At 54.9% G+C, this 19,009-nt stretch carries 10 protein-coding genes; 4 read left to right on the top strand and 6 right to left on the bottom strand.

The window, feature by feature from the left end; genetic code table 11:
- Positions 1-163: 163 nt before the first annotated feature.
- Positions 164-2,239 (bottom strand): S-layer homology domain-containing protein, encoded by a 2,076-nt coding sequence (locus tag J2X61_RS24225; protein WP_310191390.1) that lies wholly within the window; start codon positions 2,237-2,239, stop codon positions 164-166.
- A 166-nt stretch (positions 2,240-2,405) separates the two neighbouring features.
- Between J2X61_RS24225 and J2X61_RS24230 the strand changes: the two genes are divergently transcribed.
- On the top strand, positions 2,406-6,791 hold the full coding sequence (locus J2X61_RS24230; protein WP_310191393.1) for a DEAD/DEAH box helicase: 4,386 nt from the start codon (positions 2,406-2,408) through the stop codon (positions 6,789-6,791).
- A 7-nt stretch (positions 6,792-6,798) separates the two neighbouring features.
- On the opposite strand, the gene J2X61_RS24235 is transcribed toward J2X61_RS24230, so the two are convergent.
- From J2X61_RS24235 to J2X61_RS24250, 4 genes are all read right to left on the bottom strand, one after another.
- Complete coding sequence (locus tag J2X61_RS24235) at positions 6,799-8,913, bottom strand: molybdopterin oxidoreductase family protein (protein WP_310191395.1); 2,115 nt, start codon at positions 8,911-8,913, stop codon at positions 6,799-6,801.
- 28 nt (positions 8,914-8,941) lie between these two features.
- Positions 8,942-9,292 (bottom strand): nitrite reductase small subunit NirD, encoded by a 351-nt coding sequence (nirD, locus tag J2X61_RS24240; protein ID WP_274470773.1) that lies wholly within the window; start codon positions 9,290-9,292, stop codon positions 8,942-8,944.
- A 24-nt stretch (positions 9,293-9,316) separates the two neighbouring features.
- The gene (nirB, locus tag J2X61_RS24245) at positions 9,317-11,737 is read right to left on the bottom strand and encodes a nitrite reductase large subunit NirB (RefSeq protein ID WP_274470775.1); all 2,421 of its coding nucleotides are present in this window, start codon (positions 11,735-11,737) and stop codon (positions 9,317-9,319) included.
- A 287-nt stretch (positions 11,738-12,024) separates the two neighbouring features.
- Entirely contained in the window at positions 12,025-13,266 is a 1,242-nt protein-coding gene (locus J2X61_RS24250) for a nitrate/nitrite transporter (RefSeq protein WP_274470776.1), read from the bottom strand.
- Between the two features lie 469 nt (positions 13,267-13,735).
- Here J2X61_RS24250 and J2X61_RS24255 point away from each other — a divergent pair, with 469 nt between their 5' ends.
- The 3 genes from J2X61_RS24255 to J2X61_RS24265 all read left to right on the top strand — a co-directional run bounded on the left by J2X61_RS24255 (position 13,736) and on the right by J2X61_RS24265 (position 17,930).
- Positions 13,736-14,383: an ANTAR domain-containing response regulator gene (locus J2X61_RS24255; RefSeq protein ID WP_310191398.1), complete on the top strand. Its 648-nt coding sequence runs from the start codon at positions 13,736-13,738 to the stop codon at positions 14,381-14,383.
- Complete coding sequence (locus tag J2X61_RS24260; RefSeq protein WP_274470778.1) at positions 14,380-15,411, top strand: anthranilate phosphoribosyltransferase; 1,032 nt, start codon at positions 14,380-14,382, stop codon at positions 15,409-15,411. Before J2X61_RS24255 ends, J2X61_RS24260 begins: the two co-directional genes overlap by 4 nt.
- A gap of 146 nt (positions 15,412-15,557) precedes the next feature.
- Positions 15,558-17,930 (top strand): EAL domain-containing protein, encoded by a 2,373-nt coding sequence (locus tag J2X61_RS24265; protein WP_310191401.1) that lies wholly within the window; start codon positions 15,558-15,560, stop codon positions 17,928-17,930.
- Positions 17,931-17,987: 57 nt separating this feature from the next.
- Here the strand turns inward: J2X61_RS24265 and J2X61_RS24270 are convergent, their stop codons facing one another.
- Positions 17,988-19,007 (bottom strand): siderophore ABC transporter substrate-binding protein, encoded by a 1,020-nt coding sequence (locus tag J2X61_RS24270; RefSeq protein WP_310191403.1) that lies wholly within the window; start codon positions 19,005-19,007, stop codon positions 17,988-17,990.
- Between the last annotated feature and the right edge of the window lie 2 nt (positions 19,008-19,009).

Below are 19,009 nucleotides of genomic sequence, written 5' to 3' on the forward strand. Positions count from 1 at the left end.
TTTGCTACTGCTATACTACTTTTACTCCTACTTCACTCCTACTTCACTCCTGCCTTACTCCCCCTACACTCACCCTTGCTCTTCCTCGACAACCCCAACTTCTACACCTGCTCTCTCACTTTAACCTGGAACTCCTACTCCTACTCCTACTCCCAACGCGCCATTACTTAACCGTAATCGAAGTAACAACATTATTCGTCCCTTTCAGCTGAATCTGCTGCCCTTCCTTAAACAAGGACAGGTTGCCGGAGATCGTGACAGTGGACGCGACTTGATAGACCACCGTTTGCACACTGCCGTTTACGGATCGCTCAATTGAAATCGTCGCCAGGCCGCCTGCCGAATTGAGGGTCGTTCCTTTCATTTTGCCGGTCACATCGAAGGACACATTCGCATCCACCATTTTCGTCACTTCAATATAAATGACTTTATTGTCGGAGGTGCGAATATCGACCTCATCGCCGATTTTGAGGTCACCCACACCCGCTTTCACTCCGTTACGATAGACGATGACGTCCGGATGCAGCACAAATGTCGTAGTTACACCCGATTTCGTGAGCCTAAGCTCATTATTGACAACAGTGGCGCTAACCGTCCCGTTGGTTATGATAGGCTGCACCATTTTAGTCACTTCAATATAAATAGCCTTGTTCTCCGAGGTGCGAACGTTCACTTCATCGCCAACCTGCAGAGCGGCAGCGGTAACCTTCACTCCATTGCGGTATATGATCGCATCCGGATGCACGACGATTTCATAATTCACGCCATCTTTCACCAGCTTGAGCACATTACTGCTGACAGCGGCTGTAATAGTCCCGCTATTGGTGATCGCTTGCGCCGTGCGCGTCACTTCGATGAAAATCACTTTATTCTCCGATGTCCGCACATTGACTTCATCGCCAACCTGCAGAGCGGATACGGCAACCTTCACACCATTACGATATACGACGACATCTGAATGCAGCGTATAATCGGAAGTCACGCCGGATTTGGTAAGCTTCAGCACATTGCCGCTTACGGCCGCCGCAACGGTGCCGCTGGTGGAAACAGGTACGACCGGACGGATCACTTCGACGTAAATGACTTTGTTCTCGGACGTGCGGATGTTCACTTCATCGCCGATTTTCAATTCGTACGGACTCACACGAACCCCATTGCGGTAAGCGACGATATCCGGATGGAAAGCTAATGTAGAGGTAACGCCAGACTTCGTCAGCGTCAATGTATTGTTCGCTACCGCCGCACTGATAATGCCGCTGTAGATTGTCGTTTGTACAGATTTGGTCACTTCAATATAGATGATTTGATTGTTAAAAGTGCGCACTTTCACTTCGTCCCCAGCCAGCAGGGCCGACGGGCTTACCTTGGTTCCGTTGCGGTACACAAAAACGTCCGGATGCAGAGCATACGTCGTCGTTATGCCCGAACTTGTCATCACCAAGGAGGAAGTACCCGTAACGCTATTCACGGTTCCTGTTATCGTGCCGTTCGTTTGATCCGGCAATTGACCGCCAGTCCGATCAAGCAATGCGGCTAGCTGCGCTCGCGTCACAGGCTGATTCGGCCGGAAGGTGTTGTCCTCGAAGCCGTCGATCAACGCTTTTTCCAACGCCACAGCGACATAGCCGACAGAGCCGGCCGGAATTTGCTTCGCATCCTTGAAAGGCAGCGTCGTATTCATTTTCGCTTTGGCCTGGGCTTCCAGCTTCAAGGCTTTGACGAGAAGCGTCGTCGCCCACAGCCGGTCCGCTTCCTTCGAAGGCTGCACCATGTCGTCGTTTTCCGAGAACAGATCGTTCTCTAACGCAACGGCCACATAGCCTACGGCCCAAGCAGGAATTTTATCCGCATCTTTGAAGTTGAGTCGTGTGCTCATTTCGGCCGATGATTCCGCTTGGCTGCGAAGTCCCATTAGACGAACGGCTGCTGTGATCGCTTCTATCCGCGTCACGGTATTATGCGGTTTGAACGTACCATCCTCATAACCTTCAAATACACGCTTCGAAGCTAAACTTGCAATATAGCGTATGGCCCACTCTGCATTCTTCAAATCTTCAAACGTGAGATGAATTTCAGCTTTCCCGTTGTCTTTCCACTTGCCATAAGCGTTCCCATTGCCATTGCCATTACCATTGCCGTTTCCATTGCCATTCCCATTGTCTTTGGCCATAACGGCTGTACTGCTCCCCATGATCGTAACAACGGCAAGGCCTGTCGCGATGATTTTTTTGAGCTTCAAGCTACACACACTCTCCTTCTTAGCGAATGACTACATCAAATGGGTTCGTCGACTTGGTAATTTTTAGGAGGGTAGTGTCGGATAAAATTTTCACTATCAACCGATTGGCGTAAGCACCGCCATTATGCTATGTTGGAAGAAATTGCATGTAAGGAGCGACGCTCGAATGGCACAGGAACAAGAACAGGCACGGGATGAATCATTGGCCCATTTTCACCCAATTCTACAATTATGGTTCACATCGCGCTTCGGCGAGCCGACCGACGTGCAGAAGCAAGCTTGGCAACAAATTCGCAGCGGTACCCACACTCTGATCTCATCCCCTACCGGCTCAGGCAAAACATTGGCGGCTCTGCTGCCTTGCATGGACAGCGCATTGCATAAGAAGCAGCGCGAGGGCGACAGCTATGCGGCCGGCGTACGCGTGCTGGTGGTGACACCGCTCAAAGCGCTGAATAACGATATACACGACCATCTGTTTCATTTCATGCGGGAGATTGAGGAACTGGTCGCCACGCTCACACTCGACACCCAAGAAGACTGGCAAGGGCTTCGCGTCGGCGTCCGCACCGGCGATACGACGCAGAGCACGCGGGCGTCCATGCTCAAGCATCCGCCGGATCTGCTCGTGACGACGCCGGAATCGCTCTATCTGCTGCTCACGTCCCTGCGGGCGCGGGAGATGCTGAAGAGCGTGGAACAAATCGTCGTCGACGAAATCCACGATCTCGCGGCGGACAAACGCGGGATGCATTTGTCGCTGACGCTGGAAAGGCTCGACGCCTGGTGCGGACGAGCCGTTCAGCGGATCGGCGTGTCCGCGACGCAGAAGCCGATCGAGCGGGTCGCGCGCTTTCTCGGCGGATGGGAGGCGGACACGCCGCGCCCCGTCGCGATCATCGAGAGCCGCGCCGAGAAGCGCTACGCGCTGCAGGTGACCATGCCGGAGCCGGCGCGGGCAGGAGCAGGAGCTGACCAGGAGGCAGTCTGGACGCCTCTGGTTGATCGCCTGCTGCAGCTCATGGAAGGCTGCCGCACGGTCCTCATCTTCGCGAACAGCCGCAGGCTGTGCGAACGGATCACGCTGCGGCTCAATGACCATGTCGGTCATGAAATCGCCCGCAGCCATCACGGCAGCGTCGCCCGCGAGATCCGGCTCGAGGTCGAGCGCCAGCTGAAGGCCGGCGAGCTCCGCTGCCTCGTCGCCACGTCGTCGCTGGAGCTCGGCATCGACGTCGGCCATGTCGATCTGGTCATCCAGATCGACTCGCCCTTCACCGCTGCCGCAGGCATCCAGCGGATCGGCCGCGCCGGCCACGCCGTCGGCAGCGTATCGCGCGGCGTGCTGCTTGCGCGCAGCCGCAGCCTGCTGCCGGAGCTCGCGGTGCTCAGCCGGCGCATTGCCGCGCGCGACATCGAGGCGATCCGCATCCCGCGCGGCAGCCTCGATGTGCTGGCGCAGCAGCTCGTCGCCATGACCGCCTTGGGCGACGAGCTGGATGTGACGCGCCTCGCGCGTCTGCTCGCCCGGAGCGACTCCTTCCGCGAGCTGCCGCAGGAGCGCTGGCTCGCGATGCTGGAGGTGCTCGCGGGATTATACCCCTTCGTGCGCCCGCTTATCGCATGGGACCGCGAATCCGGCCGCCTCGAACGGGTGGCGGCCACCCAGATGGCCGCGCTGACAGGCGCGGGCACTATACCGCAGAGCACGGCCTATCCCGTGCACCATAACGAAACCGGACTTCATCTAGGCGAGCTGGATGAAGAATTCATTCACGAATCGTCGGTCGGCGACGTATTCCAGCTTGGAACGGCTTCATGGCGCATCGTGCGCAAACGGCCTGAGCGGATCTATGTCCAGGAAGCCGAGAACCGGTACAGCGAAATCCCTTTCTGGCGCGGGGAAACCGGTGGGAAATCGTTCCAGCTAGGCGTTCAGACGGGGCAGCTGTGGCGCGAGCTTCGTGACCGGTTGCATGCGCAATCACACACCGAAGGGGACCTTGACGTGCAAGCATGGCTGATGGAAAGCTACGCTTTCGATACGGAAGCCAGCCGCGCCTTGATCAGCCTCATCCGCAATCAAATCGCGGTGAATACGGTTCCGAGCGATACGACCGTCGTCATCGAATCGTTCGCCGATGAGCAGAATCAGACCCACTATGTGCTGCACAGCCTGTTCGGGCGCAAAGTGAACCGCACTTGGCTCATGGCGCTGGAGAAACAGCTCGAGCGTGAAGGCCACCAAGCCCTATATACGAATGCCAAAGACAACGGTATCGAGCTGATCTTCCCGAGCTTTCAGGAAGCGGTCATCCAGTCCGTCATGTCGCTCACTTATGAGGAGGCGGAGCCTCACATAATCGGGGCGGTCGCGGAATCCGGCATGTTCGGCGCAGCATTTCAGCGGCTCGCTGAGACGTCCCTGCTGCTATCCCGCAGCTTTACCCGGATGCCGGCTTGGCTGAAGCGGTTGCGCGGGCAGGAACTGATGAAGGAAGCGCTGCCTTTCAAAGAGCGGTTTCCGCTTTTTCAGGAGGCGATGCGCGAATGTCTGGAAGAGCAGGTCGATCTCGAGCATCTGCGCACGATTCTGCACGACATCGAAGCAGGCGGCATCGAATTCGCTCTTCACCGCAATCACTTCCCTTCACCGCTGGCGGCACAGTTCCAAGCCGATTATGTAGCGCAGAAAATATATGAATCCGATGCCTTATCACAGGATCTGCAAGTGGAGTTATTGGGCTTCAGCAGGCAGATGGCGGCCGATATTTTCGGAGAGGCAACCGTGCGCAATGCCATCGATCCCGAAGTCGCAGCCCAAGAAGCAAGCAAGCTCACGAGCGCAGATGAACCGTGGGCTTCCTCGCAGGAAGTCTACCGTTATTTGAAAGAGAGAGGCGATGCATCGGCTTCCGAGCTTGCTAAGGCGGGAGCGTTGGCGGAGGGGCAAATCGAGGTGTGGATGCGTGAGTTGACGGCGCAGGGCCGAACTGCAGCTGTCTCTACAGCCGGCGTAATCCGGTATATATGCCGGGATGAAGAGGAGTTTTACAAAGACTTGGCCCAAGATCCTCTTGCCAGAACGTTCATCTTCCAAAGATATGCCGACGGAAGAATGTCTTTCACCGCGATGGAGCTTCAGGTCCGCTATGGACTGGATACTGATTCTGTTGATGCATGGATAGCGGAAGCGGTCCAAGCCCGGGCCATTGAAGCCGCACCTTTCGCCGATCCGGACACGGAAGAGCTGTGGACAAGCTCCAAAGTCGCCTCGCGCCTGGTGCGCCAGTCGCTGCAGATTCTCAGACGGGATAGCTCGGCTATCTCCCCGCTCGCCATGCTGACACGTATGCCGCTTATGCGAAAGCTGACAGACCGCGTAGAAACTCCGGGCATGGAAGCGCTTCGGGACATCATTGCCGATCTGCAAGGACTGTTCCTTCCGGTCTCACTTTGGGAATCCGTGCTATTTCCCGCCAGACAGATAAGCTACCGCAAGCAGGATCTCGACACTTTATGTTCCTCCGGTGAAATCCTATGGATCGGGCGCAAGGACCCCGATGAGAAAGAAGGGCGCATCGCCTTCTTCCTGACGGAAAGCTCAGCGCTCTATGAGCCTTGGCTCGCCGCCATGCAGCATAGGCCGCCATCCCGCCCGGAGCTGCTCGGCCTCCTGCAGAATAAGGGCGCCGTCTTCCTGAGCAAGCTCGGTCTGGAAACCGGCCAAACTCCGTCCGTCCTGTTGGAAGAGCTTCTTCAGCTCGTCTGGGACGGTCATGCCGCCAACGATCAGTTCGCGCCGCTTCGGCTGCACGCAACCGGACCGTCCCCCTCGAAGAAGGGGGATAAGTTCCAGTCCGGCCTAGGCCGGTGGTATGCCCTCAGCACCTGGCATAACCCGGCTTTCGACCGCCAGTCGTCCGCCATGCAGTGGACGCACCACCTGCTGGAGCGTTTCGGCTTGGTGACCAAAGAGCTCGTTTCCACGCTTTGTCCGTATCCGTGGGAAGCGATTCATACGGCACTGCGCCAGCTGGAGGAATGGGGACTTGTCGTCCGGGGGCTGTTTATCGCCGACCTGCACGCTCTGCAGTTCGCCTCTAAAACATTCATCCGCCAGCTGCAGCAGAAGGCCGAACCGGTGCCCGACCGCCCTCCCGCCTTCACGCTCGTAAGCGCCGTCGATCCGGCTAACCCCTTCGGCTTGCTGGTCCCATGGCCGGAGCTATCCGGTATCGCCTTCTCGCGCAAGAGCGGCAACTACTTGGCCCTTAGGGGCAGCGAGTGGCTGTATTGGATCGAAAATAACGGCAAACGTGTCTACCGGCTGGCATCAGGCTCGGACCAGCCTCAGGACGATGCCGCTACCGCACAGGAGCTGAAGCTGATGTTCCGGCAGCTGCTCAAGCAGCATCAGCTGCGCAAAATCGTGGTCGACGCATGGAACGGCGTCCCCATCACCGAAGCGCCCGAGCAGGCAGCATTAAAGCTTCTCGGCGCAGAAAAAGACCGCACCAGCTTAGTGCTTTGGCCAAGCCAACTAAGCTGAGTACGGTCTATGCACGTTCCACTTGTACGGCACATATTTTAAATTCCGGCATCCGGCTCGTCGGATCGAGCGCATCATTCGTCAATACATTGATCGAATGCTCGTCGCCCCAATGGAACGGGACGAATACCGTGCGCGGTTGAATGCCTTCCGTCACTTTGACTTCGACAACGAGTGAGCCCCGGCGGCTTGTAATGCGGATTTTGTTATCCATGCCAAGCCCGATCCGCTTCGCCAGCCAAGGATGCACCTCAGCGACAGGGACGGGAGCTTTCTTGTGCAGAGCTTCCGTGCGGCGTGTCTGTACGCCGCTCAAGTAATGGTTGGCCAAGCGGCCCGTTGTCAGGATGAACGGATAATCGCTGTCGATCGGCTCGGCCGGCATTTTCGGCTGAATGCCGAAGAGTTTGGCTCTGCCGTCGGGATGATGGAATCGATCGGCGAATAAATGCGGTGTTCCCGGATGATCGGGGGATGGGCAAGGCCAGAAGAGGCCTTTCTCCTCCTGCAGTCTTCGGTACGTGATGCCGCTGTAATCGGCTTTCCCGCCGGCAGTCGCGGCAGCGAGCTCGTTGAACACTTCTTCAATGCTTGCATATTGGAAATAGGCTCCGCGTCCCAGCGCTTCCGCCAGCTCGGAAATGATGCGGTAATCAAGCCTGCAATTGCCCGGCAGCTCCACCGCCTTGCGGCGATGGAAGACGCGCCCCTCCAGATTCGTCATCGTCCCTTCCGCTTCTGCGAAAGACGAACCCGGGAGCAGATAATGCGCGTAGCGGGCCGTTTCCGTTTCGAACATATCGATGACGACGAGCAGCTCCAGCTTCTGGAGCGCCCGCTCCACCATCCGGTTATTCGGACTAGAGACGAGCGGATTGGAGCCGAGCACGATCAGCGCTTTGATCTCGCCTTGATCCACCTTCTGCAGCAGCTCGTAAGCGGAAACGCCTTTGCCCGGCAGTTCGTCCGGGTCGATGCCCCATACGTTGGCGACGTGCGCCCGGGCTGCCGGATCTTCGATCAGCCGGTAGCCCGGCAGCTGATCCGCCTTTTGCCCGTGCTCGCGTCCGCCTTGACCGTTCGCTTGGCCGGTAACGGCCCCATAGCCGCAGCCGGTGCGCCCTATTTTGCCGGTGACCAGCGATAAATTAATATAATTCAGCGTATTTTCCACACCGTTGGATTGCTGCTCAAGCCCTCTCGCCGTCAGCACGATCCCCGTCTCCGCCTTGGCAAAGCCGCGGGCGATAGTGCGTACGACAGCTTCCAGAACGCCCGTCAGCTCTTCCACTCTGGCCGGCGTGTAAGCCTTGACCGCTTCCCGCAGATGCTCGAAGCCCGACGTGCGCTCGCGAATGAAGCGTTCGTCCACAAGCTTTTCCTCCACCATGACGTGCAGCAGGCCATTGATAAGTACGGAGTCGAAGCCGGGCTGCAGCCGGACATGAATGTCGGAAACCTTCGAGGTCATCGTGTTGCGCGGATCGATCGTGACGATGATGGCGCCTTTCTTCTTGGCTTCCAGCAAGTAAGGCATCATGGTCGGCTGGCATTCGGCGATGTTCGTGCCGGCAAGAATAATATATTTGGCATTCGGAATTTCAGTTAAGGGCATCGTCATCCCGCGGTCAATCCCGAAAGCCTGATTGGACGCCGCCGCTGCGGAAGACATGCAGTAACGCCCATTGTAGTCGATATATCTGCTCTTCAGCGCTACCCGCGTAAATTTACCCAGCAGGTAACACACCTCGTTGGTTAAGGAGCCGCCGCCGTAGACGCCGACGGTATCGGCGCCATGCTCGGCCTGGAGGCTCATGATGCGGCCGGCGATGTCCGCATAGGCGTCTTCCCATGTCGTGGCTTGCCACCGCTCCGCACCGCTCGAGGCTTGCCGGAGAGGCTCTGTAATGCGGCCGGCATGAAAGACGTGATCCAGCGCATTCAGCCCTTTTTGGCAGAGGCGGCCGGTCGCAACCGGGAAATTCGGACTAGGCTTGGTAACGAGACCGGACGTTTTCTCGCTCGGTATGATCTCCAGTCCGCACTGCATACTGCAAAAGCAGCAATGGGAGGAGGGTTGATCTGTCGGAACGGTCAATAACGGTGACTTCATTGACTTCATTGCTCCCCACCCCATCTTATCTATTTAATTAACTGGCCAATTCTTTCTCCGCAGGAAATCCGATATAAATATAGCCCTCATGAATTTTGGTCGAATACGTTTGCACGCAGCCCGTGTCCGGTGCCTGGACAAGACCCGATGGAAGATGGATTTTGCGGTCATGCATCGGGCAGAACACATGATCGTCGCAGACGATCCCTTCCGCAAGCACCCCTTCCTTATGCGGGCAGCGGTTTTGAATCGCTTGAATTTTACCGCTTTTCATTTTGAAGAGAGCTACCTCTTCCCCTTGATACCGGATCGTTTTGCCTGTATTCACCGCTAAATCCTCGTAAGATACGGCCTCAACCCAGATCATTTGCTCTTCTTGTGTTTTCATGGTCTTCTCCTCCTGAGTGATTTATTAGGAAAGCTCTACGACTTCGTATAGGTCACGTTGAATTTTTTTGCTTTCGATAGCCTGCTTCCAAGGATCCTTCGTTACGGAAAGCGCCAGATCCATTCTTTCGCATAATGCCTTGCGTTCTTCTTCGTTGTTTACGACATCGCGAATATGTTCAATACCCAGGCGGTGTACCCACTCGCTCGTGCGCTCGCCGTATTTGCCGGTTTCGCGGTAGTATTGCAGGTACGCTTCGGTATACTCAATAATTTCTTGCTCGGTTTTCACAGTCGTCAGGAGGTCGCCGACACGCACCTTCACGCCGCCGTTACCACCGGCATACAGCTCCCAGCCGCCGTCCACGGAGACGACCCCGAGATCCTTGATGCCCGATTCCGCACAATTCCGCGGGCAACCCGACACGGCCAGCTTCACCTTGGCCGGCGTGTTCAAGCGCTCGAATCGCTTCTCCAGCTCAATGCCCACCGCCATGGAATCGCCCGTGCCGAACCGGCAGAACGTTTCGCCGACGCACGTTTTGACGGTACGCAGCGCTTTGCCGTATGCATAGCCAGACGGCATGTCGAGCGCTTCCCACATCGCGGTGAGGTCTTCCTTCTTCACACCGAGGAGGTCAAGGCGCTGTCCGCCTGTGAACTTCACTGTCGGAACATTGAATTTCTCAGCCACTTCGGCGATCCGCTTCAATTCGGTCGGATTCGTGACGCCGCCATAGATTCGCGGAACGACGGAATAGGTGCCGTCCTTCTGAATATTCGCGTGCATCCGCTCGTTCACGAAACGCGATGTGCTGTCGTCTTTGTACGTTTCCGGACTGACCATGCCCAAGTAGTAGTTGAGCGCCGGGCGGCACTTGGAACAGCCTTCTTCGTTCTTCCAGCCGAGGACGCTCATCACTTCACGCACGTGCGACAAGCCTTTCGTGCGGATCGCCTCGACGACTTCATCCCGTGTATGGTCCGTACAGGAGCAGATCGATTCTTTGGCCGCATTTTTGTCGTAAGCGGAGCCTAACGTGAAAGCTAACAAATCGCTGACGAGCGGTTTACAGCCGCCGCAAGAACGGGATGCCGTCGTGCAGTTTTTCACCTCTTCGACAGTGGTTAAGCCCTGCTCTTTGATTGCGGAGCAGATCGTTCCTTTGGTAACGCCGTTACATCCGCAAATGATCGCATCGTCCTTCATCTCCGCTACGCCGGAAGCGGCGCCGCCGCCTGAGGCCGAATCCGTCAGAATCGATGTCTTGGCCATACCGCTGACATCCGTTTCTTCTCTAATCATTTGCATAAGCCGCGTGCCGTCTGCCGTATCGCCGAAAAGCACCGCGCCGATAATTTTGTTATCCTTAATGACGACCTTCTTGTACACGCCCGTGAACTCGTCATGAATACGAATCGCTTTCGTGCCTTCCCCGTCTACGAATTGACCTCCGGAGAATACGTCAACCCCCGATACTTTCAGCTTCGTATACAGAACGGAACCTTCGTACGGCCCCGTCTCCACGCCGGCCAAATGCTTCGCCAGCACGGCGCCCTGCTCGTAAAGCGGCGCTACAAGCCCGTAGGCTACACCGCGGTGCATCGCACATTCCCCGACGGCGTACACGTTTGGAACGTTCGTCTCCATATAATCGTTCACGATGATGCCCGGATTACACTCAATGCCGGATTCCTTCGCCAGCGCCACATTCGGACGAATTCCTACGGCCATCACGATCAAATCCGCTTCGGCCACCGTACCGTCTTTGAACTTCAAGCCGGTCACCCGCTTGTCGCCGACGATTTCGGCGGATTGCTTCTCCAGCAGGAAGTTGATGCCTTGCTCTTCCAGCGCCGCTTGCAGCATCTTGGAAGCGGTACGGTCCAATTGCCGCTCCATGATGGTGTCGACGATATGCACGACATCCACCTTCATCCCCAAGTTGAGGAAGCCTCTGGCCGCTTCCAGACCCAACAGGCCGCCGCCGATGACGATCGCTTTCTTGAATTTCTTGGCGGATTCAATCATGATTTCACAATCACGAATCGTCCGGTAGGCCATCACGCCTTCTTTGTCCGCACCGGGCAGCGGGATCATGAAAGGGTTGGACCCTGTCGCCAAAATCAATTTATCGTAGGCAACCGTTACGCCTTTATCGCTTGTTACCGTTTGGGCCGTTGTGTTAATTTCCGTTACCGTTTGATTTGTATATAAGGTAATATGATTGGCTGCATACCACTCGTATGGATGTATAACGATATCCTCAACTTTGGAATCCCCCGCCAGCACGTAGGATAACAAGATCCGGTTATAGTTCGGATGAGGCTCGCTCCCGAAAATCGTCACCTCGTACTTATCGGGTGCAAGTTTGAGCAAATGTTCAACCGCATTAACACCCGCCATTCCATTACCGACTAAAACTAACTTTTCCTTTTGAGCCATGACTCATCTTCCTCTCTATTATGTCTCTCTATATCCCAATGTTTGGTCAGCCATATCCATTAAAAAAGGTCCACTTGGGAGCAGCGCTCTCGCGATGACTCCCAAATGGCAGATTTGGGATATGGAGCTTGAGTAGTTCTAAATAGAACTACCAAAGACGGTAAGTCGTAAACGTCTTTGCCCATACAGCCTGTGTGGTCGGCCAGGCTGCATGAGCAAAAACTTTTACATGGTGCTGCCGGTCTTGAGGATGAACACGTTCCAAGACCGGCAGCGCATCCTAATCTTTAAGCATGCACGCTGTCAATGCTTGAAGGAGCGACTTTAACTTTGCCGCCTTCGCCAATCCAGCTGCGTTTCCATTGCCCTTGAACAACCGCAATCATAATGATGCAGAATACGGCGATAGCGCTGAGAATAAGGAAACCCGGTGTGAACGAACCTGTCGCTAATTTCACATTTCCTAGAATCTTAGGCAGGAAGTAGCCGCCTATACCTCCTGCGGCACCGACAATCCCCGTCATAACGCCGATTTCCGTCTTGAAGCGCTGAGGCACGAGCTGGAAGACCGAACCGTTCCCCATCCCGAAAGACATCATGGCGATGAAGAGCAATACAGTGGTGATGGGCAGCGCCGGCAATGTCGAGATGCCTGCCATCATGATGGCGACGACACCATAAAGGACCATCAGCATGCGGATACCGCCGAGCTTATCGGCCAGCCAGCCGCCGACCGGACGGAAGAAGCTGCCGCCGATCACGCATAGCGTTGTGAAATCCGCCGCGCGAACCGGGGAAAGTCCATATTGCGTGTTGAAGAAAATGGTCAAGTATGTGGACATGCCGACGAAACCGCCGAACGTTACGCTGTATAAAATGCAGAACAACCAGGAATCTCTTTGCTTCAGCACCTTACCGTACTCAGCGAGCGTTTTGGGTGCCGGTTTATTCGGACTGTCTTTGGCCAAGAGGCTGAAGATAACGAGCGTTATGACAATCGGAATCATAGCGATACCGAAAACAACGTGCCAGTCGCCGTAATGCTGTGCGATCCGGTTAGCGAACAGCGTCGCGAAGATCGTACCGCTATTTCCCGCCCCGGCGATCCCCATCGCCAGACCTTGATATTGCGGCGGATACCAGGAGCTGGCCAGCGGCAGTGCAGCCGCGAAGCTGGCTCCGGCGATGCCGAGCATCAGCGCGACGAAATACATATCGCCCATGGAGTCAGCGAACTGCCATCCCCAGAACAGCGGGACCAGCGTCAGCGACAAGCCGATCTGCCCGGTAAGCTTCGGCCCGATTTTGTCGGTCAAGACGCCGAGCACCAGCCGGAGCACCGCTCCCCCCAGAGTAGGCAGCGCAACGAGATTGGCTTTCTCCGCCGCATCCAATTGGAAATCGTTAGCGAGAATAACCGCCAGCGGACCGAGAAGCACCCAGACCATGAAGCTCATGTCAAAATACAAGAATGAACTGAACAAAGACCCTTTGTGACCCACTTGCAAGAAACTCTTCCGATCAACCATGTGCTTCTCTCCTTTTGTGAGGCTTTGCGCCTTCTTTTTTTCCTACCCTAATCTTCCAGAAGAACTGCCGATGGACAGAAAAGGCCGACGAACATGACCCCGCCATAGCGCGGAACGTTCGTCGGCCTCTTTGCCACTGCCGCCACATCTTCGTGAACGGCATGTTAGATTATATTTCGTGAAATAAACATAAATCGCCTATCCGGTTACGTATTTGTAAGGGGATAGGCGCCATTGCCTGAGGAAGTGGCACATCATTGTGCCGATTTCTAACTTGATTATAGTATGACTTCTCGGGATATGTCAATAAACATAACACAAAATTTTTATTGTGTGAGATTTGTTCTATTATATCGACAAAAAAGGAATACATATGCTATAGTTATGCCGTGCAATCATTCAAATCAACGAATAAACCTAACATGAAGTTGCCATGATTCATAATGTTTACAACGATGGAGGTAATCAAATGTTGCAATCATTTATACTGATCGACGAGTTGAAACGAACTCGCTCAGCTACCTCCTCGGCGTCTACAATCCAGCAGAACGATCCTGACCGTGTCCGTGTATCCTCACCTGACGAAGTGCTGAAAGATTTGGGCTTTCGCGTCTATACAGCATCCACAATAAAGGAAGTTTCCTTTATCATTCCGAAGGTCGATGCTGTATTATTAAGTGTAGGCCCGAATCAAGTGGAAGCCTGGCGTACGCGTATCCTGGCGCAGCGCAGCCTTCCTCTCTTCTGGTGGTGCGATGCTCACACATTTCCTTCTAATGAATGCAGAATGGATGCAGGTATAGACGGTTTAATCGGTTCCACCATGAGCTCTCTCGAAATTCATTGCGCATTGCTTCTTGGCGTGAACCATTATTTCCAACGTACAGAGTGGCAGCAAGAACGAGAACAACTCCTCTCCAAGCTGGAGGAGCGCAAATGGGTCGATCAGGCCAAGCGGATCTTATGCGAGATTAAAGGCATTTCCGAAGCGGAAGCGTACGACTTTTTGCGTAAACAAGCTATGAATGAACGTAAGCGTATGGTAGATGTCGCTACCTCCATCGTCAAGGTGTACCAAATACTACAAGATCAGAATCAAGGAGGCCGGAAACGATGATATCTTTACTCAAAGAAGTGGGCCGCGGGAAACGCGGAGCCAGAGATCTTACGTACGAAGAGGCTTCCCAAGCTGCAGAACTCATGCTGACAGGCGGCGCGACACAAGCTCAGATGGGGGCTTTCCTCGTTGCCGAGCGGATCAAAATGGAGTCGCCCGATGAAATTAAAGCGTTCATCCACGCTCTTAGCAAACGCTCGGCCACGTACCCGATCCCCGGCAGTATGGATTGCGCCGGACCCTATGATGGTCGCGGCCGCACGTTCATCGCAACCTTGCCTACTGCGTTCGTGCTTGCCGCCTGCGGGCTGCCCGCTACGCTGCACGGCACGCCCAGCATGCCGCCCAAATGGGGCATCACGCTGACGGACGTGCTGGACGCGCTCGGCGTCCCCGTACTGACAACATCGCGGGAAGCGCTCATTTCCGCTGCAGCCCGAACCGGTTTCCTGTTCGCCCCGACGGAAAGCTGGTGCCCGCCGCTAGGCGAATTGCGCGAGCTGCGCAAAGAGCTCGGCCTGCGGACGGTGTTCAACACCGCCGAGAAGCTGCTGCGCTTCACCGAAGCACCATACATGGCGGTCGGCGTGTTCCACGGCACGGTGTTCGAGAAAGTGACGAACCTGCTGATCGATCTTGGCGTTACGCGCGGCATCGTCGTGCAGGGCATGGAAGGCTCGGAAGATTTGTCCGTCGAGAAACGCACGCGGACCTTCGTCATACAAGACGGTAACAGCGAACTGTTCATAGTCGATCCGGAGATTTATGAATTGATGGTCGAAGTGCCTGAAGTGGAATGGACGGCCAAGCTTCAAGGCGACACTGCACTAGCCGTATTGCGCGGGGAAGCCGAGCTGCCTTACTTGAATATGGTGCTGCTCAACAGCGCGGTTCGTTTGTGGATTTCCCAAAAAGCCGGCTCCATCGAGCAAGGCATTTACATGGCAAGGCACGCGATCGAACAAGGAACAGCTCTTCAGACCTATACGGAATGGACGGAAGCCATTAAGACCGTATCCGCCACTTGATTGTTTCATACAGCCCTTCAGGCAGCATCGACTGCTTGGGGGCTTTTCTGTGTCCGCCTGGTGACTGTCATCTTTTAGGAAGGAACACCTTCATCTGGCAGCGAAGTGGTCGACTATCAGATTTTCGTCAGGAAGTGAATCGCATCATGTCGACCCGTCATCTAGTCCTTACATCCGTTATTTATCTTCTTCCGGCCTTCTATTTCTTCTATTCGTCCGTTGAGATCGGTCTTCGCAATCCCAAAAGCATTATCAACCGCTCCGCGGCGTTGTTCGTTGCTTGCTTCGCCGTCATGTGCATCGTGCAATGTATGCTGAACTTGTTCCCGCTGGCCTATGCCCCGCTTTTTTATCAGTTCGTCTTTCTCCCTCTCATCCTGGCATCCACCGGCATCGGGATGATGTTCTATTTCCATTTGACCAAGTTTGCCCAGAGGATACCGAAAGCCGTGCGGCTGATCGTCTACTGCTTGCCCTTCTGCCTGTTCGCGCCGCTGACCATGTTCACGCCGCTCGTTATCGACGGCTACGTCGTGAACAATGAGTGGGTGAAGCCCGCCGTTGGGCCGTTATTTCCCGGCTTGATCGCTTTTGTTTTCTTCTATTGTCTTACAGAGATTCTGCTGCTGGTCCATATCATCCGCCGGCATAACGGCAGCGGGAATCACAAATACTTGATTCTCATGGTGTGCAGCTTCATTACGCTGTTGTGGGCGTTCAGCCTGTATATTGTCGGCAATGTCTCGGATGCGTATCTGGCCTTGCCGGAAATCTCCATCCACGCCGTCATTTTCTATATTTATGCCGTGCGCAGGATCATCAAAAAGTATGACATGCTGCCCAATGATTCGCGGAAATACGAGCTGCTCTTCGAACTGGCTCCATTCGGCGTAGCGCTACTCGACCAGGATGCCAACATCGTGGAAATCAATGCCGCCGGCAGGAGCATGCTGCCTCCGGTAGAGAAGAACCACGGGAAGCGCTCCTACTCTTTCTTGGATACGTATCCCAAAGACATGCATGCGCATTTGCTGGAAACGCATCGCAGGCTGTTTGAAGCAAAACAGCCTTTGAGCAACCACGAGATTACCAAAACATCTTATCTGGGCAACAAGTCTCTCACCTTCGTGGTGGATACGCAGTACTTGGATGTCGATGACGAAACGCTGCAGTTCCTCATTCTTCGGGACATCTCTGAGCAAAAGGAAGCCGAACAGAAAATCTCCTTTCTAGCTTATCACGATGCGCTGACAGGACTGCCGAACCGGAACTTGTTCCACGAACGGGTCAACGAGGAGCTGCTGCAAGCCCAAAGTACCGGGCAGCTGCTCGCCGTTATGCTGATTGACTTGGACCGGTTCAAAATTGTCAATGACTCCCTGGGTCATCAGGTCGGAGACCGGCTGCTTCAATATGTGGCAGGCCTGCTGAATGAACCCTTCCATGAAGGAAGCACTGTCGCTCGAATCGGCGGAGATGAGTTTCTCATTCTGCTCCCGAATCTTCCATGCAAGGAAGCCGGAGTGAGCATCGCCAGCCATCTGATCGGCCGTTTCCAGAAAGCCTCCTTCCAAGAAGAAGGGCTGGAGCTGAGCATTACGGCCAGCATCGGCATCTCCTTCTATCCGGATGACGGCGAGGATGTGCATTCCCTCATTAAAAGCGCGGATATCTCGATGTATAAGGCCAAAGAGCAAGGCCGCAACCAATTGGAGGCGCATCAAGCCTCCATGAGCCATAAAGCCGATGAGCGGCTCACGATGGAGCGCAATCTGCGTAAAGCGATCGAGCTGGACGAGCTCGTTCTCTATTACCAGCCGCAGATCGATCTGGCAAGCGGGCAAGTCTGCGGCGTGGAAGCGCTCGTCAGATGGCATTCACCTGACAAAGGGATGATTCCTCCGCAGCACTTCATCCCGTTCGCCGAAGAATGCGGATTGATCGTTCCGCTAGGCGACTGGGTGCTGAGGAACGCTTGCCTGCAGAGCAAACGTTGGCAGGACGAAGGTCTCCCTCCCCTGAAGGTGGCGGTCAACATCTCCGCGCTGCAATTTCATCAACATTGTTTCGGAGACCAAGTTCAATCCGTCTTGGAGGAAACCGGACTGGATCCGAGCCGTCTGTGCCTGGAAATTACAGAAAGCGTCGCGGTGCAGAACGAAGAGAAAGCCATCGCCGTGCTGCAGCAGCTAAGCGCGCTAGGCATATCCATTGCGCTGGACGACTTCGGTACCGGGTACTCGTCTCTGTCTCTGCTCAACAAACTGCCGATTCATCAAATCAAAATTGACAAGTCGTTCATCGGCGACAAATCGCCGCAGGGGGGACAAATCGCCAAAAGTATCATCTCCCTGTCGCGCAGCCTGAACCTGAGCGTACTTGCGGAAGGCGTGGAAACGCAGGAGCAGTACAACTTCCTGGCCGAAATCAACTGCGACAGCATCCAGGGCTTCCTCATCTCGCGGCCGATTGCGGCAGCGGAATTCGCACAATGGCTGCGCGCCACCCGGATCGTATAAGAGCCCAAAAAGGCTGCCGGACATCCAAACGGATGTTCGCGCAGCCTTTTTCTTATCCTATTTTACAGCTTCAGCAACTTGCTTGACCATGCCTTCAACGGAAATCAAGCCGCCGCCGGAAAGGTACCAGAAGTTCGGATCCAGATAAACGATGTTGCCGTTCTTGAAGGCGTTCGTCTTCTTGACAATCTCGTTCTCAATCGTTTGTTTGCCTGACGATTTACCGTCTACAACCTTCCCCCGATCGACCACGAACAAGTAATCGGGATTTTTCTCCAGAATGAACTCGTTGGAGATGTTCTGGCCATGCGTAGTGACTTGAATGCTGCTGTCTGCCGGTTTAAAGCCAAATACGTCATGAATGATACCGAATCTTGAACCGGCGCCGAAAGCGCTCAGCGATGTATCCTGTACAAGGACGATCAGTGCGTTTTTCCCGGATGCGGATGCTTTCGCTTGCAATTGTTTCGAAGCCTCTTCGATCTTGGCGACTTCGGCTGCCGCTTGCGCTTCTTTGCCAAAGATTTTGCCTAATGTTAAGGCATTCTCTTTGAACGACTCCATATATTTGGTCGTATCTACGCCCATGTAGATGGTCGGGGCAATTTTACTAAGTTCAGCGTAGGCTTTCTCGGAACGACCGGAGATGATAATCAGATCCGCCTTGCTCGCATTGATTTTCTCAAAGTCCGGCTCAAACAGCGTGCCCGCGTTCACATATTTGGCATCTTTGAATTTATCCAAATACGATGGAATATTCGTTTGCGGAAGGCCGACTACTTCTACACCAAGACGGTCTAGTGAATCCAGAACGCCGTAATCGAAGACGAACACTTTCTTCGGGTTCGTTTTCACTTTCGTTTCCCCCAGCTTGTGCTTCACGGTAATTTCCGCAGGTACCGCAGGTGAAGCTGATGCTGTTGCTGCTGTTGCTGCTGTTGCCGCTGCTGTCGCCGCCGGTTGCGGGGTCGCTGCCGCGGTCTTGGCCGTTTCCGTACCGGCTCCGCTGCCGGCCCCGCATGCCGCTGCAAATAGGGCGATCATCGCCGCCGTAAGTAATACAAGTATTTTTCTCATCG

This window comes from Bacillus sp. 3255, assembly GCF_031456485.1.
Classification (GTDB): Bacteria; Bacillota; Bacilli; order Paenibacillales; family NBRC-103111; genus Paenibacillus_E.